Here is a 14,885-nt window from a genome sequence, read left to right as displayed (position 1 = left end):
CGCGAACGCACACTTAAGCCCCGCAGCTCGGGGGCCCAGTTTCAGCCGAAATCGCAGGTTGGCGGACTAGGCTGATGTTATGTACGTGGAAGAGACAGACCTCCCGGGCCTGGGCAGGCGCAAGGACTTCATGACCGCTTCCGGCCGGCGGATCGGGGTGGTGGAACTCCGCGAGGGCCAGACCGAGCTGTTCGTTTCCACCTGGGATGACCCCGACACGTGCCAGGCCTCGATTCCGCTGACCGGCGAGGAGGCGGCATGTCTGGGGAATCTGCTCGGAGGCCAGCACCTTGCCATGACGCTGACCGAGGCCCACCGCGAGGTTCCCGGCATCGTCACCCGGCAATTCTCCATTGCCGCGGACTCCCCGTTCCAGAACCAACCCATGGGCAAAGCCCGCATCCGCACGCGGTGCGGTGTTTCGATTGTGGCGATCATGCGTGAAGGCGAGGTGGTTCCTTCGCCAGGTCCCGACGTCCTCCTTCACCCCGGCGACCTGCTGGTCGCCGTCGGCACGCAAGAAGGCCTTGACGCTGCGGCCGACATCCTGCGCAACGGCTGATCCTCATGGACCGCGTGGCCCTGTCGCTCATCGAACTGGGTGCAGTCGTGTTCTGCCTCGGCCTGCTGGCCAGGCTCGCGGGGCGGATCGGGATGTCCCCCATTCCGCTGTATCTGGTGGGCGGACTGTGCTTCGGTGCGGGCGGCGTGGTGGAACTGAGCGGCATGAAGGAGTTTTCCCACCTCGCGGGTGAGATCGGCGTCATCCTGCTCCTGCTTATGCTCGGTCTGGAATATACGGCAACCGAACTCGTGACCGGCCTGCGGAGATCATGGAAAGCCGGCATCCTCGACTTCGTCCTGAACTTCGTTCCCGGCGCTGCCCTGGCTGCCCTTCTCGGCTGGGGAGTGGTGGGCGCCATGGTTATGGGCGGCGTCACGTATATATCGTCGTCGGGCATCGCGGCCAAGGTCATCACGGACCTTGGCCGTATCGGTAACCGTGAGACGCCAGTGGTCCTCTCCATCCTGGTCTTCGAGGACCTGGCCATGGCGATTTATCTGCCGATCCTCACTGCCACGCTTGCCGGGGTCAGCTTCCTGGGCGGCCTGCAGACCGTGGGCGTCTCGCTGGCTGTCGTCACCGTGGTGCTGCTGGTTGCCCTCCGGCACGGGCACCACGTCTCCAAAGCCGTGCACAGCGAGAATTCGGAGGTTTTCCTGCTGAACCTGCTGGGGGCCGCCCTGCTGGTATCGGGCCTGGCGGCGGCGCTGCAGGTGTCCGCCGCAGTGGGCGCGTTCATGCTCGGCATCGCGATCTCCGGCGCCACGGCCCACAGTGCGACGCGGATCCTTGAGCCGCTGCGGGACCTGTTTGCCGCCATCTTCTTCGTGGCGTTCGGGCTCAACACCGACCCCGCCTCCATCCCGCCGGTGCTGGCGTGGGCGCTGGTCCTCGCGGTGCTCACCGCCGCCACCAAGATCATCACCGGAGCCTGGGCCGCCAAGCGGGCAGGCATCGCGCGTCCGGGACGCTTCCGCGCGGGGGCCGCGCTGATAGCACGGGGCGAGTTCTCCATTGTCATCGCCGGCCTCGCCGTGACCTCCGGAGCGGTCGAGGCCGAGCTCGCCGCCCTGGCCACGGCATATGTCCTGATTATGGCGGTCCTCGGACCGCTGGCCGCCCGCTACATCGAGCCGCTCGTCAAGAAGTTCTCCCGCCCGGCGCGGCCGGAGCCCGTCCGCGCCTAAGCCCAGCCGGCCTAAGCCCTGCTGGCCCCGCCGCCCGGCCCGGCCCGCACCGGCCCGGCCCGCCGAGAGGTGAGATCTCGGCGTTTACGAAACTCCCAAGCGATGAGATCTCACCTCTCGGCACGCCACCCGCACCGGACCAACGCGTCGAGCACCCGCTGAGCGCACCCGTCGAAGCCCCAGGTTCTAACCTGCAGCGCGGTGATCGTCACCGAAGTCCAACCGATCGCCGCAGTGGACTCGTCCCGGCGGATATCTGATTCGCGCTGGCGCGGTTCAAGGTGGTGCCGGCCGTCGTAGTTCACAGCCACCCTAAACTGGGGAAAGGCCAAGTCTGGCCAAGCCAACTCCCAGTCGGTTTCATCGGTGATCACATAACCAAGTGCCGGCTCGGGCAAGCCCAGCCTCCCCAGCGCCAGCCTAAGCCGGGTTTCCGGCGCCGAGTCCGCTCCCACTCTGGCCAAGCCCAACGCCGTCCTGGCCTTGCGGATTCCCCGCGCGCCGCTGCCACCCTCCAGCTGCCGCTGCAAATCCGCCATGGAACACAAGGCCAACTTCCGTGGGCCAAAGCTGCGGGACTGGCTGCAGACGAAGAAATCAGCCGCAACCACCAGATCCTCGAGCTCAAGGACGGCGGCCAGATCTATCCATGTCCGAGCCGGGCTGGTGACCGGAATGCCATCCAGCTCCGTGACATCGGTATCCAGCAGTTCGAGCCGATGGCCGGCCACGCCCTTACGCACGGGCCGGTTTCCGCCGTCGAACCGCGCCAAATGCACCCGCAAGTCAGCCTGGACGCTCCACGGAAGCGGGCACTGCCAGAGTCGGCCGGCGGTCCCCAGGCAGCAGGCAGCTGACGAACAGAGGCCTGAAAGTAGCTGGCAGGTGTGCGCGAAGTCCTGTTCGATATCCCACGGGACGCGGACCCCGCGGCTTGCCACCCGTAGGTCACTGCGCCAGGCGCGTTGCGCGGCAACACCTGCAGAACGTTGCTCATCGAGCGTGAACGACCTGCCGGCGAGCAGGCCAGGCAGTGGAGGCGGCTTTCTCATGCGCCATTGTGTGCACGTCCGGGCAGGTCCCGGTGGTTATCCACAGTGTGGAGGAGAGGTGGCTGGGGCGCCCTGGTATCCAAAGGTGAGATCTCGGCGTTTACGAAACCCCTAAGCGGTGAGATCCCACCTCTCGGCGCAAATGGCCGCCCTAAATGTCAGTCCGGTGGAAGTTCAGGTGGCTGCGGCTCGCAGTGGGTCCGCGCTGGCCTTGGTAGCGGTTGCCGTACTCGCCGGAGCCGTAGGGGAACTCCGCGGCGGAGGTCAACCGGAAGAAGCACAGCTGGCCGATCTTCATGCCCGGCCAGAGCTTGATGGGCAGCGTGGCCATGTTGGACAGCTCCAGCGTGACGTGTCCGGAGAAGCCGGGATCGATGAAGCCGGCCGTGGAGTGCGTCAGCAGGCCGAGGCGTCCGAGCGAGGACTTGCCCTCGAGGCGCGCGGCGATGTCGTCCGGCAGCGTGACGGTTTCGTAGGTGGAGCCGAGCACGAATTCGCCGGGGTGCAGGATGAACGGTTCACCCTCTTCCACCTCCACCAGCCTGGTCAGCTCGGGCTGCTCTTCGGCGGGATCGATGTGGGCGTATTTGTGGTTGTCGAACAGGCGGAAATAGCGGTCAATCCGGACATCCACCGAGGACGGCTGGACCATCGCGGCTTCGTACGGATCGAGGACGATCCGTTCGGAATCAATTTCGGCACGAATGTCGCGGTCAGAGATCAGCACACCGTCAAAAATACCATTGCCGCTCCCCTGCCCTGCCGCTAGTGTTGCGTGAACAATCAGGCCGACGGTCTCACGTCACACGGTCAGAAATAGAGCTGGGGATATTTTGAACAGGATTGCGGCCAAGGCCGCTGTTGCACTCGCCTGCGCCCTGGCGCTGGCGACGCCCGCGGCCAGCGGCCTGCCACCCATGGCACCGGCCGGCAGTTCCGCTGCCGCCGTGCCGGGCACCACTGCCCCCGCACCGGAAGCCCCGGCGCCAAAAGTCACTTCCGGTTCCGGTTCAAGGGGTGCCTTGCCGGCCGCCTCCGCGGCGTCCCCGGGCATGCCCGACGACGGCGGCCCGGCCCCCGCCGCGCCCTCACCCGGGCTTCCACTCACCGGCCCGGCCGGCACCGCAACACCGGCAGGTACGGCGGCGGCCGCCAGGGCTGCGGTACCGGCACCAGCGGCCCCCGCCCAAGAGGCACCTGCCGCTCCAAACCGCACCGCGCAGCCCGCTCCCGCCCCAGCCCAGACCTCCCCACCCGCAGCGCCCGCGGGCCCGCCGGAACCAGCCTCGATTCCGCCGCTCTCAGCCCCTGCCGATGCCTTCGCCGCACCGCAATACAAGACCCGGACGGAGCCGGGCAGCGCCGCCAAGGGCCCGCTGACAACGCAGGCACTGGTGCCCGACAGCAACGCCGCCCAGGTAACCGCCGTCTTCAACGCCATCAACACCTACCGGGCGTCCCTTGGACTGCCGGCCGTCAAGTACCACGCAACGGTTGCCGGCCTGGCGCAGGAATGGTCGGACAGCATCGCCTCCCGCGAGGTCATTGAACACCGGGCGAATTTCTGGACAGATGCGCGTGCCCTGAGTCCGAACAACGGCGCAGGCGAGGTCATCGCCGTCCGCTGGGACCGGGACGCCGCGCAACTCGTCGAATGGTGGAAGAATTCGCCCGCCCACAACGCCATCCTTACCGACCCTCGGTTCAACGTCGTCGGTATCGGCATCACCTTCACCGACGGAAACTGGCAAACCACCCCCAGCCGCTACACCATGTGGGGCGTGGTGAACTTCTTCGGCTACTCGGCGCTGCCCGCCGGCACCACGGCCGCGCCGGGTGGCAGCACCTCGGTTCCCGTGCAGCCAACCGATGTGTGCGAGCCCCTGGTCAAGCACATGCCGCCCACGCTGGACCTGGCCACGGCGGCCATCAAAGGCGCCGGGGACCTCATGGCGGTCGACGCAGCGGGGCAGCTCATCAACCGGCCCGCACTGGGCGCCGGACAGTTCGGCCCGCCCGAAACCATCGGCTCCGGCTTCTCGGCCGCGCCGCAGGTTTTGGTTACTGACTGGGACCGGGACGGCGTTTTCGATGTCCTGGCGCAATGGTCCGACGGCCGCCTGACCCTGTATCCAGGGCAGCTGGCGGGCGGGTTCCAGCCGCCGGTCACGCTGGGGCAGTCCGGCTGGGCGGGCATGACACTTGCAGTCGGCGGATGGTGCTCCACCAACAGGCTTCCCCAGCTGCTGGCCCTCGACTCCGGCTCAAACCTCTGGCTCTATCCCAACCGGGGCGCCGGCGATCTCGTCCAGCGGACCCTCATCGCCTCCGGCGTCGCCGCGACACGGCTCGCCATGGTGGATTACGACGGCGACGGTTTCCAGGACCTGCTGGCCCGCCAGGGTGACGGCAACGTTCAGCTGTACCGGGGTTCCGGCGGGCCGTCGCCCAAAGCCGAAGCCCGGACGCTGGTCGCCAGCGGGTGGGGTGACGTGACAGCCGTCCGCGCACTGCACGGCGTCACCGGCGCCTACTCCGTTGGCCTGGTGCTGCAGCGAACCGGCGCCGCCGGACAGACCAGCCCCGTGCAGTACTGGAATCTCGACGGCGGAGTCCTGTCCCCGCCGTCGGCCGTCCCCGGGGCGTGGGCGGGCCAGCGGCTGGCCCAGTAGGCGCGCACCAGAACAATTCCGTGGAGTTTTTGTACAGCTGTTGGCCCCAAAAGGCCCTTTTACTCGCGATATCTGTACAAAAACTCCGGGGGACGAGCGGAAGTCTCAGTCCGCCGTCGTCCGCTCTTCGATGACGCCGGGCAGCTTCGCAAGCTGTCCCACGGCCGCCCGGAGCTGGCGCCGGTATGCCGGACGGATGAAGCTCCAGAAACCGAGCGTCGGCGCGTCCAGTGCGAACCGCACCCGGGTCCCGGTGCTCTCGGTGCTGAGGTAAAAACCACCGTGCAGGAGGGACGGGCCGGCCACCACCTGGAACTGGATTTCGGCGCCGGGCCGCGCCTGGGTGATCTCATAATCGCGTGCCACCGGCCGCCCCCGGGGACCGTCCATGGTGACCTGGTACCTGGCTCCCACGCTGCCGGCACTGCCCGAGCTGAGCCCTATGCTCCGGACGTCGCCCTGCCATCTGGGCAGATTCGCGCCGTCCAGGAGGAATGAGTAGACCGTCATGGCGTCGCGCGCAACGAGGACCTCGTGTTCTGCACCTGCCATGGGGATCCTTTTCCGACGTCGGGCCTGCCTTGCGTAGCCCGTTCCCCTTACTGCAGCTAACGAGATTCAGGATAGCCACCCGGGCCGGTCCGCGGCCGCGCACCGCCCGGGCCTTTACCGAACAGTTACGGGAGGCCTTTCGGCCCGATTCGCCGACGCGCGCGGGCTCGGTATCCAGATGGCCGGAGTCGCCGTACAACTGCGCTAAGCTAGGTTCTGCCCCGGGCAGTTTCCGGTGCGACTGCGGCTGTAGCTCAATGGTAGAGCGCTAGCTTCCCAAGCTTGATACGCGGGTTCGATTCCCGTCAGCCGCTCCAAACCAGCCCTTGAATGCGCCGCCTGCGGCGTCATGCCGACCGGCGCACCACCCTCAGCGGTCCCCGCCGGTTCCGCAGGTCCACCTTCAGCGTCAGCTCACCTTTGCGGGCAAGCACGAGGGCGACAGTCGCCGCGGCGAGCGCCGGCACCCCTCCGGCCACCACCAGCCCGGTGTGCGGATCAAGGTGTTCGGCGATGAAACCGATCATCGGCCCGCCGAGGGCCTGGCCGCCGATCAGCACCATGATGTACAGGCTCATCACGCGGCCGCGGATGCTCATGTTGGAGCTGGTCTGCACCAGCTGGTTGGACGCGGTGAGGAACATCAGGCACCAGAACCCGGACAGCACCAGTGCGGCGCCGAAGAGCGGCAGCGTGGGGACGGCGGCGGAAAGGCACAGCATCAGCCCGTACATGCCGGCCGCCAGGACCACCGATCGCAGCCGGAGCTGCCGCCGCCGGGTGGAGGCGACCGCCCCGGTCAGGGCCCCGAGCGCGACGAGCGCATTCAGCATCCCGTAGCCGCCCGCGCCGATGCCGTACACGCGGTCCGCGAAGGCGGCGAGCAGCACCGGCAGGCTCATGGCGAAAACGGAAATGAAGCCCACCATGAGCCACGGCCAGTAGATGGTGGGCTTACTCAGCGCGTACCGCAGCCCCTCCCGCAGCATGCCCCTGGACTTGGGCGCCGGGGCGCTGACAAACAGCTCATCGCGCCGCAGCAGCAGGAGCATCGCCACCGTTGAGCAGCAAGCCGCGGCGTTGGCGGCGAAGGCCCAGCCGGCGCCGACGGCGGTCAGCAGCACCCCGGCGATCGCCGGACCGATGAGCCCGCCCAGCTGGAACGTTGTCGAGTTCACGCTGATGGCGTTGCGCAGGTACCGGGGCCCCACCAGCTCATGGACGAAGACCTGCCGGGCGGGCTGGTCCAGCACGGTGACAAGGCCGAGCACCAGTGCGATGACGTAAACGTGCCAGACCTCGATCCTCCCGGTGAGTGCGAGGGCGGCGAGCGCAGCGGCGAGGATGGCCGCGGCGGACTGGCACATGATGAGGATCCTGCGTTTGGAGAACCGGTCTGCGACCATTCCGCCCCACGGTCCCAGAAGCAGGGATGGCAGGAACTGAAGCGCCACCGTGAAGCCGACGGCGGTGACCGATCCGGAGAGCTGGAGCACCAGCCAGTCCTGGGCGATCCGCTGCATCCAGACGGCGATGACGGCAATGAAGTGGCCCGTGGCGAAAAGCCTGAAGTTGGGAACCCGGAGTGAGATGAAGGTGTGACGCCACGGAAGGCGTTCACTGACGACGGCGACGGGCTGGGTGACGGTGGCCAGTGGCGGCGGTGGGGGTGTCACAGGGGTTCCTCAGGTGAGCGGGCCGGCAGGGATGTCCTCAACGCTATGGCGCACACTTCCAATTGTGGAAGACTATTGCTCCTATAACTCTCATTGCTGAACGTAATGGCGCCCCGCCGTCGAGGAGGACCAATGTTCGAACCGGCCCAGCTCCGATCGTTCCTCGCCGTTGCCGAAACGCTGAGCTTCACCAAGGCGGCAGAACGCCTCGGCCTGGCCCAGCCGACGGTCAGCCAGCACGTGCGCAAGCTCGAGACTGCCGCCAAGCGGACGCTGATCAGCCGGGACACGAGAGACGTCAGGCTGACGGACAACGGCGATGCCATGGCCGGATTCGCGCGAAGCATCCTCGCGGCCCACGATGCCGCCGCCCGCTACTTTTCCGGTTCGGCCATGCGCGGGCGCCTGCGCTTCGGCACCGCCGACGACCTCGCCATTACCGGCCTCCCGCGCATCCTGCGCGAGTTCCGACAGATCTACCCGCAGATCAACCTCGAGCTCACCGTCGGCCAGAGCGACCAGCTGTACAAGCGCCTGAATTCCGGCCAGCTGGATCTCGTCTTCGTGAAGTGGGTGGCCGGCGCCAAGGACGGCAGTGTGGTCCAGCACGACACCTTTTCCTGGGTGGGCCTCGAACAGACCGCCCTGGAGCCGGGCCTTCCCGTGCCGCTGATCGCGTACCCGGCCCCCAGCCTGAGCCGCAAGCTTGCCATCGACGCCCTCGAATCCGTGGGCAGGACGTGGCGCATCACGTGCACCACCAAGCAGATCAGCGGTGTGCTGGCCGCCGTCCGCGCCGGCATCGGGGTGGCTGTCATGCCGTCCTCGCTGGTGCCCGACGACCTGAAAATCATCACCCGGCGCTTCGAGCTGCCGCCTGTGGGGGATGTCGATTTCACGCTGATCAGGAACCCGCTGGCGAACGCGGAGGTCATCGACGCCCTGACCCAGGCCATCATGGGAAGGACCCTGAAGAAGCCTGTTTAAGCCGGAAAATGATTGATAACGGTTCGCAGCTGGCTTATGCTGTGACTGTTGCGGTCATGCAGCGGCCGATAACACACAGGTTTCGATAACGAACATTGCTCGGCAATGACGCCCCTTTGTTCGGGATAGGTACGCCGTGACCACTGCCGCAAACCCCCGTTATACCCGCCACTCCATGGCCATGGACTCTGAATACGTCGGCCAGCCCAACTGCGAAAAGTGCGGAACAGACGAGTTCATCTACCTTGAATCGTTCGTGCCGCCCAAGCACCGCCAGGACGGGACCGTACGGAAGCTGGGCGAAGTCGCGTACACCTGCACGCGCTGCGAGGACTTTTCCGCACACAGCGTTCCCGCGTCATGGGCTCCACCCGGCTGGTATCTGGGTTAAGCAGCAAAAGACAAATAGATCGGGCGGACACCTTGTGGGTGCCCGCCCGATCTATTGCTATTGGAGCCTCTGGATCAGCAGGCCCCCTAGATCAGGGAATCGGAGAGGTGGTTCGGCGTGCCGAACCGGTGCGCCGTGATGCTGACGGCCTGCTCGTGCAGGAACGGCAGCATTTCAACACGGCCGGCCTCCGTTACCTCGTGGGCGTAGATGGCCAGGTCCGGACGGCCGCCGGTCGCGTCGGCCAGGTCCGCAGCGGAGCCGCCGATCAGGCGGATGCGTGCGCCTGACAGTTTGCCCGCCGCGGCGAGACGGCCCGCGGATGCCAGCCACGCGGCGTCGTCCTCCACCGTCACGGGGATGTCCAGACCGGTGAGCACGGAACGCAGCCGGGCGGGAAGTTCGACGCCGGAGGAGACGGTGACCGGGGCAGCGGCAAGTACGCCGGCGGCTACTGTCCGGACGAGCGGCCGGAGGGATTCGCCGTCGGAGAGCCGGACGGTGACCGGCAGCGCCCGGTAGCGGAAGATGTTCCGCTCGGCGCCCAGGCCCGAGACGTCCTTGGCGGTGCCGAATTCGTCCGCCCAGGCGAGGGCGTCGGAGCCCAGCGCCCGCTGCAGGGCCTCGATGTCGGCGGCGTCGAGTTCGTCCTTCACTGCGTCCACCAGGCGCTGCACCCTGCGGTTGGCGATGCCCGCCGCGGCGCCCTGGGTGCTCTCGGTGGTGGTCCAGTCGCCGAGGCCGGCGAGGTAGTTGGGGCCGCCAGCCTTGGTGCCGGCGCCAACCGCGGACTTCTTCCAGCCGCCGAACGGCTGGCGCTGCACGATGGCACCGGTGATGCCGCGGTTGATGTAGAGGTTGCCTGCCTGGATGGTGTCCAGCCAGAGCCCCAGTTCGTCGGTGTTGAGGGAGTGCAGGCCGGCGGTGAGGCCGTACTCGATCTGGTTCTGGATGGCGATGGCCTCTTCCAGGGTGTCCGCGGTCATGACGCCGAGGACGGGGCCGAAGAACTCGGTCAGGTGGAAGTAGGAACCGCGCTTGACGCCGTAGCGCACGCCCGGGCTCCACAGCCGGCCGGTGTCATCGAGCTTGCGCGGCTCGACGGCCCAGTTCTCGCCGTCGCCCAGGGTGGTCAGCGCGTTGAGCAGCTTGCCCTTGGCCGGCTCAATGATCGGACCCATCTGGCTGGTGGGGTCCTGCGGGTAGCCCACCTTCAGGGAGGTCACAGCGTCAATCAGCTGGTTGCGGAACCGCTTCGAGGTGGCCACGGAGCCCACGAGGATCACCAGCGAGGCAGCGGAGCACTTCTGTCCGGCGTGGCCGAAGGCGGAGTAGGCCACGTCCTTCGCGGCGAGGTCCAGGTCGGCGCTGGGGGTGACGATGATCGCGTTCTTGCCGCTGGTTTCGGCCAGCAGCGGCAAGTCCTTGCGGAACGAGCGGAACAGTTCGGCGGTCTCGTAGCCGCCAGTGAGGATCACGCGGTCCACGGACGGGTGCGAGATCAGCTGCTGGCCGAGCTCACGTTCACCCAGCTGCACCATGGTGAGCACGTCACGCGGAACGCCTGCCTCCCACAGCGCCTCGATCATCACGGCGCCGCTGCGGCGGGCCTGCTTGGCGGGCTTGATCACGACGGCGGAGCCAGCGGCGAGCGCCGCGAGCGTGGAACCGGCGGGGATGGCCACCGGGAAGTTCCACGGCGGGGTCACCACCGTGAGCTTCGCCGGAACGAAGGTGGCGCCGTCGACGTCGTCCAGCGTGCGTGCCGCTTCGGCGTAGTAGTGGGCGAAGTCAACGGCCTCGCTGACCTCGGGGTCGCCCTGGTCGATGGTCTTGCCGGTTTCGCTGGCCATGACCTCGAGCAGCTCCGCGCGGCGCGCCTCGAGGACGTCACCGGCGCGGTGCAGGATCTCGGCACGCTCGGCGCCGGTCAGCGCACCCCACGCCTTGCCCTTTTCTACGGCCGTGGCAATCACGCTGTTGAGCGTGTCCGCATCCGCGATGGTGGCAGCCTCGACGGAGGCGTTGCCCAGGGCCGACGTGGGGACCCGGTCCAGGATGGCGCGGCCCCAGTCGCGGTTGGCGGGCAGGGACGGGTCCGTGTCCGGGGTGTTCCGGAAGCCGGTGCGGGGCATCAGCTCTGCCGGGAGGCTGCGGTTCTGCCGGCGGTTGGGCGACGGCACCTCGTCGTCGAGCTTTTCCAGGGAGGACAGGAAGCGCTGCTTTTCGCGCTCGAACAGTCCTTCGTTTTCGCTGAGCTCGAAGACGGCGGACATGAAGTTTTCCTGGCTGGCGCCCTCTTCGAGGCGGCGGATCAGGTAGGCGATGGCGACGTCGAATTCGGCCGGGTGCACCACCGGCGTGTAGAGCAGCAGCGAGCCGACATCCTTCTTGACTGCCTCGGCCTGGCCCTGCGCCATGCCGAGCAGCATCTCGAATTCGATGCCCGACTGGACGCCGCGCTGCTTGGCCAGCAGCCAGGCGAAGGCGATGTCGAACAGGTTGTGGCCGGCCACGCCGATGCGGATGTTGCCGATCCGGTCCGGGTGCAGCGCGTAGTTGATGACGCGCTTGTAGTTGGTGTCCGAGTCCTGCTTGGTGCCCCAGGTGGCCAGCGGCCAGTCGTGCAGCGAGGATTCCACCTGCTCCATGGGCAGGTTGGCGCCCTTGACCACGCGGACCTTGATGGCGGCGCCGCCGTCGGCGCGCCGTGCGGCCGCCCAGTCCTGCAGCCGGATCATGGCGGCGAGGGCGTCCGGAAGGTAGGCCTGGAGCACGATGCCGGCCTCAAGGTTCTTGAACTCGGGCTTGTCCAGGATCCTGGTGAAGACCGCGATGGTCATGTCCAGGTCCTTGTACTCCTCCATGTCCAGGTTGATGAACTTGGCCTTCTGCCCGGTGGCGGCGTAGGACGCGGCTTTGGCGAACAGAGGGGTGAGCTTCTCCACGACGTGCTCCACGGCTTCGTCGAAGGCCCAGGGCGAGTGCGGTGCAACGGTGGAGGACACCTTGATGGACACGTAGTCCACGTCCGGGCGGGCCAGCAGCGTGTGGGTCCCCTCGAGCCGGCGGGAGGCCTCGTGCTCGCCAAGTACGGCTTCGCCGAGCAGGTTGACGTTGAGCTTGATGCCGTCCTTGCGGATCTTGGCGATGGCCGGGCCGAGCTTGGAGTCGGTGGCATCGACAATGAGGTGGCCCACCATTTCGCGCAGGACCTTGCGGGCTACGGGAATGACAACCTGCGGCAGGACAGGGGCCATGAGGCCGCCCATCTGGACAGCGCTGCGCATGTACCAGGGCAGGAAGGCGGGGACCTTCGGGGCGAGGGCGGCGAGGTTGCGCGCGGCCACGTGCAGGTCCTCGGGACGGACCACGCCGTCGACGAAGCCCACGGTGAAGTCCAGCCCGTTCGGGTCCTTGAGGACGCCGGCGAGCTGCTCGGCGGATGCGTCCACGGGAACCTTGCTGGCTTCGGTCAGCCAGCGGCGGACGAGGGCGATTGCGTCGGTGGCCAGAGCCGTCGCTTCGGCGACGTCGGACCCTCCCGAGGGGGTGGCGACGGCGCCGGTAACAGCGGCGTCCTTGCCTGCCTGCACGCGGTGATCCGTTGCGGTGTTGGTCATGGCTTCCTCGTTCTTTCAGTGCGATTTGATCGTCTTATCCATCAGTATGAGCTTCAGTTCCCTTAAGATAAAGCGATCTTTCCTGAGCAATACACGTTAGAAATACCGATCGTTCTGTATTTTGCCCCGACACCCCAAAATGCCGCCCTTCCGGCCCCGCCGATAGCCCGGATTCCGCCGCCATTCCCCGGACGCTCCCTCAGCTTTTGCCGCCTGTTTGCAAACCCTCCCTCACCGGGATGAGGAAGGGTTGCGCGTATGGCCGCACGACGTGAGGAAGCGTCGCGCGTAGGGCTGCAAAACCTGAGGAAGGGTCGTGTGTATGGGCGCACGACATGAGGAAGGGTTGCGCGCAGGAACGCACGACGTGAGGAAGCGTCGCGCGCACGGCCGCAAGATGTGAGGAAGCGTCGCGCGCAGGGCTGCAAGACGTGAGGAAGGGTTGTGCGTATGGCTGCAGGACGTGAGGAAGGGTCAGGAACCCAAAACGCTCCCTCACCTTTCGTCGCTTGTTTGCAAACCCTTCCTCAGCTTTCGTCGCTTCTTTCCACACCCTTCCTCAGCTTTCGTCGCTTCCTTCCAAACCCTTCCTCAGCTTTCGTCGCGCAAAAGACGAACCCTCCCGCACGTGAGAGCTGCGGGAGGGTTCGTCGGTAAGGCGCAAAATGAACGGAGCTACACGGGCGTGTGCATCTCCACAGCCTCATTGTGCCGCGGGCTGTTCGGGTTCATCAGGGAGTGCCGCTTGCCGTAGCCAAAGTAAATCACCAGGCCAATCACGAGCCAGATGCCGAAGCGCAGCCAGGTTTCCCAGTGCAGCTGGAACATCAGGAAGGCGGAGGCCAGGACGCCGAATGCGGGGACCACCGGCATCAGCGGCAGGCGGAAGGTCCGCGGCGCCTCCGGCTTGGTGTAGCGGAAGATAATCACGGAAACGCACACCACCACGAACGCGGCGAGGATGCCGATGTTCGTGAGGTCAGCAACGGCCTTGATGGGGAACACGCCGGCCAGAAGCGCCGACGCGATGCCGCCGATCCAGGTCACACGCTGCGGGGTTCCGTGCCGGTCCGTCTTCGAGAACCAGCCGGGCAGGAGGCCGTCGCGGCTCATGGAGAACCAGACGCGGGTGACGCCGAGGAGGAACGTGAGCATCACGGTGAGGATGGACAGCACGGCGAACACGGAGATGATGGTGGCGATGACGGGAAGGCCGACGCCCTGGAATGCCGAGGCGAAGCCGGCGGCGGGATCGATGTCCTTGTAGTTCTGCATGCCGGTGAGCACGAGGGTGGCGGCCACGTAAAGCAGCATGGCAATGATGAGGGACAGGATGATGGCCTTGGGCATGTGCTTCTTGCCATCGGTTGCCTCTTCGGCGGCGGTACTCATGGCGTCGTAGCCGAACACGGCGAAGAACACGGTGGCCGAGCCGGCCAGGACGGGGCCAAAGCCGCTGGGCATGAACGGGTTGAAGTTCTGGGTGTTGATGTAGAAGACGCCCAACCCGATGATGAACAGGATCAGGACAACCTTGATCGCAACAGCAATCAGTTCAAACCGGCCGAAAGTCTTGGTACCGCGCGAGAGGATCCAGGTAACCAGCAGGCAGACCAGGATGGCGGGGATGTTGATGATGCCGCCCTTGCCTTCGTCCACGGTGGACGTCATCCATGCGGGCATGTGGATCCCGATGCCGGACAGGAACGCGTCGAAATAGCCGGAGATGCCGATGGCCACCACAGCCACAATCGCAATGTACTCCAGGAGCAGATCCCAGCCGATGAACCAGCCGATGATTTCGCCCAGGGCCACGTAGCCGTAGGTGTACGCCGAGCCGGCGCGCGGGATCATGCCGGCGAACTCTGCGTAGGACAGCGCTGCTGCGGCCGACGCAAGGCCCGCGATCAGGAAGGAAATCAGCACCGCAGGTCCGACGCCGGGCGTGTCTGCACTGCCGTGCGCCACAAGGCCTGCCAGCGAAAAGATTCCGACGCCGATGATGCCGCCGACGCCGATGGCGGTCAGCTGCCACAGTCCGAGGGACTTGAACAGGCCGCTGTGTTTGTTCTCTACTTCGATGTCGTCAATGGGCTTGCGCCTTAAGATTGACTGCGAGTGATCTGGTGTACTCATCGGGACTCCTGCGTAGGTGCGGCCCCATCATTTCGCCCTGTGAT

General features: G+C 66.6%; 11 protein-coding genes and 1 tRNA gene. 6 read left to right on the top strand and 6 right to left on the bottom strand.

Annotated elements, in window-relative coordinates; genetic code table 11:
* The first annotated feature begins 79 nt into the window (after positions 1-79).
* Together AC57BR_RS16330 and AC57BR_RS16325 are read left to right on the top strand one after the other, a co-directional pair.
* Entirely contained in the window at positions 80-562 is a 483-nt protein-coding gene (locus AC57BR_RS16330) for a cation:proton antiporter regulatory subunit (RefSeq protein WP_496362376.1), read from the top strand.
* Between the two features lie 5 nt (positions 563-567).
* The gene (locus tag AC57BR_RS16325) at positions 568-1,752 is read left to right on the top strand and encodes a cation:proton antiporter (RefSeq protein WP_496362374.1); all 1,185 of its coding nucleotides are present in this window, start codon (positions 568-570) and stop codon (positions 1,750-1,752) included.
* A 110-nt stretch (positions 1,753-1,862) separates the two neighbouring features.
* Here AC57BR_RS16325 and AC57BR_RS16320 read toward each other — a convergent pair whose 3' ends face one another.
* Positions 1,863-2,495 carry a putative endonuclease domain-containing protein gene (locus tag AC57BR_RS16320; protein ID WP_496362372.1) on the bottom strand — a complete coding sequence of 211 codons (633 nt, stop codon included), beginning with the start codon at positions 2,493-2,495 and terminating at the stop codon, positions 1,863-1,865.
* A gap of 460 nt (positions 2,496-2,955) precedes the next feature.
* The gene (dcd, locus tag AC57BR_RS16315; RefSeq protein ID WP_003803277.1) at positions 2,956-3,531 is read right to left on the bottom strand and encodes a dCTP deaminase; all 576 of its coding nucleotides are present in this window, start codon (positions 3,529-3,531) and stop codon (positions 2,956-2,958) included.
* 106 nt (positions 3,532-3,637) lie between these two features.
* Here dcd and AC57BR_RS16310 point away from each other — a divergent pair, with 106 nt between their 5' ends.
* Entirely contained in the window at positions 3,638-5,476 is a 1,839-nt protein-coding gene (locus tag AC57BR_RS16310) for a CAP domain-containing protein (RefSeq protein ID WP_496362370.1), read from the top strand.
* 105 nt (positions 5,477-5,581) lie between these two features.
* On the opposite strand, the gene AC57BR_RS16305 is transcribed toward AC57BR_RS16310, so the two are convergent.
* Complete coding sequence (locus tag AC57BR_RS16305) at positions 5,582-6,028, bottom strand: SRPBCC family protein (RefSeq protein WP_496362368.1); 447 nt, start codon at positions 6,026-6,028, stop codon at positions 5,582-5,584.
* Positions 6,029-6,271: 243 nt separating this feature from the next.
* Between AC57BR_RS16305 and AC57BR_RS16300 the strand changes: the two genes are divergently transcribed.
* Positions 6,272-6,345: transfer RNA gene (locus tag AC57BR_RS16300), tRNA-Gly, on the top strand.
* 30 nt (positions 6,346-6,375) lie between these two features.
* Here AC57BR_RS16300 and AC57BR_RS16295 read toward each other — a convergent pair.
* Entirely contained in the window at positions 6,376-7,704 is a 1,329-nt protein-coding gene (locus AC57BR_RS16295; RefSeq protein WP_496362366.1) for an MFS transporter, read from the bottom strand.
* 132 nt (positions 7,705-7,836) lie between these two features.
* On the opposite strand from AC57BR_RS16295, the gene AC57BR_RS16290 reads away from it, so the two are divergent.
* Positions 7,837-8,691 (top strand): LysR family transcriptional regulator, encoded by an 855-nt coding sequence (locus AC57BR_RS16290; RefSeq protein ID WP_496362364.1) that lies wholly within the window; start codon positions 7,837-7,839, stop codon positions 8,689-8,691.
* Positions 8,692-8,827: 136 nt separating this feature from the next.
* Positions 8,828-9,082 (top strand): hypothetical protein, encoded by a 255-nt coding sequence (locus tag AC57BR_RS16285; protein ID WP_496362362.1) that lies wholly within the window; start codon positions 8,828-8,830, stop codon positions 9,080-9,082.
* 86 nt (positions 9,083-9,168) lie between these two features.
* Here AC57BR_RS16285 and AC57BR_RS16280 read toward each other — a convergent pair whose 3' ends face one another.
* Entirely contained in the window at positions 9,169-12,705 is a 3,537-nt protein-coding gene (locus AC57BR_RS16280) for a bifunctional proline dehydrogenase/L-glutamate gamma-semialdehyde dehydrogenase (RefSeq protein WP_496362360.1), read from the bottom strand.
* 675 nt (positions 12,706-13,380) lie between these two features.
* Complete coding sequence (locus tag AC57BR_RS16275) at positions 13,381-14,841, bottom strand: amino acid permease (protein WP_496362358.1); 1,461 nt, start codon at positions 14,839-14,841, stop codon at positions 13,381-13,383.
* Positions 14,842-14,885: the final 44 nt, after the last annotated feature.

Source organism: Arthrobacter sp. BGA-UO-ETr-C19 (genome assembly GCF_059568005.1).
The sequence above is the reverse complement of the archived record's forward strand: the minus strand, read 5'-3'. Positions and strand labels throughout refer to the sequence as shown.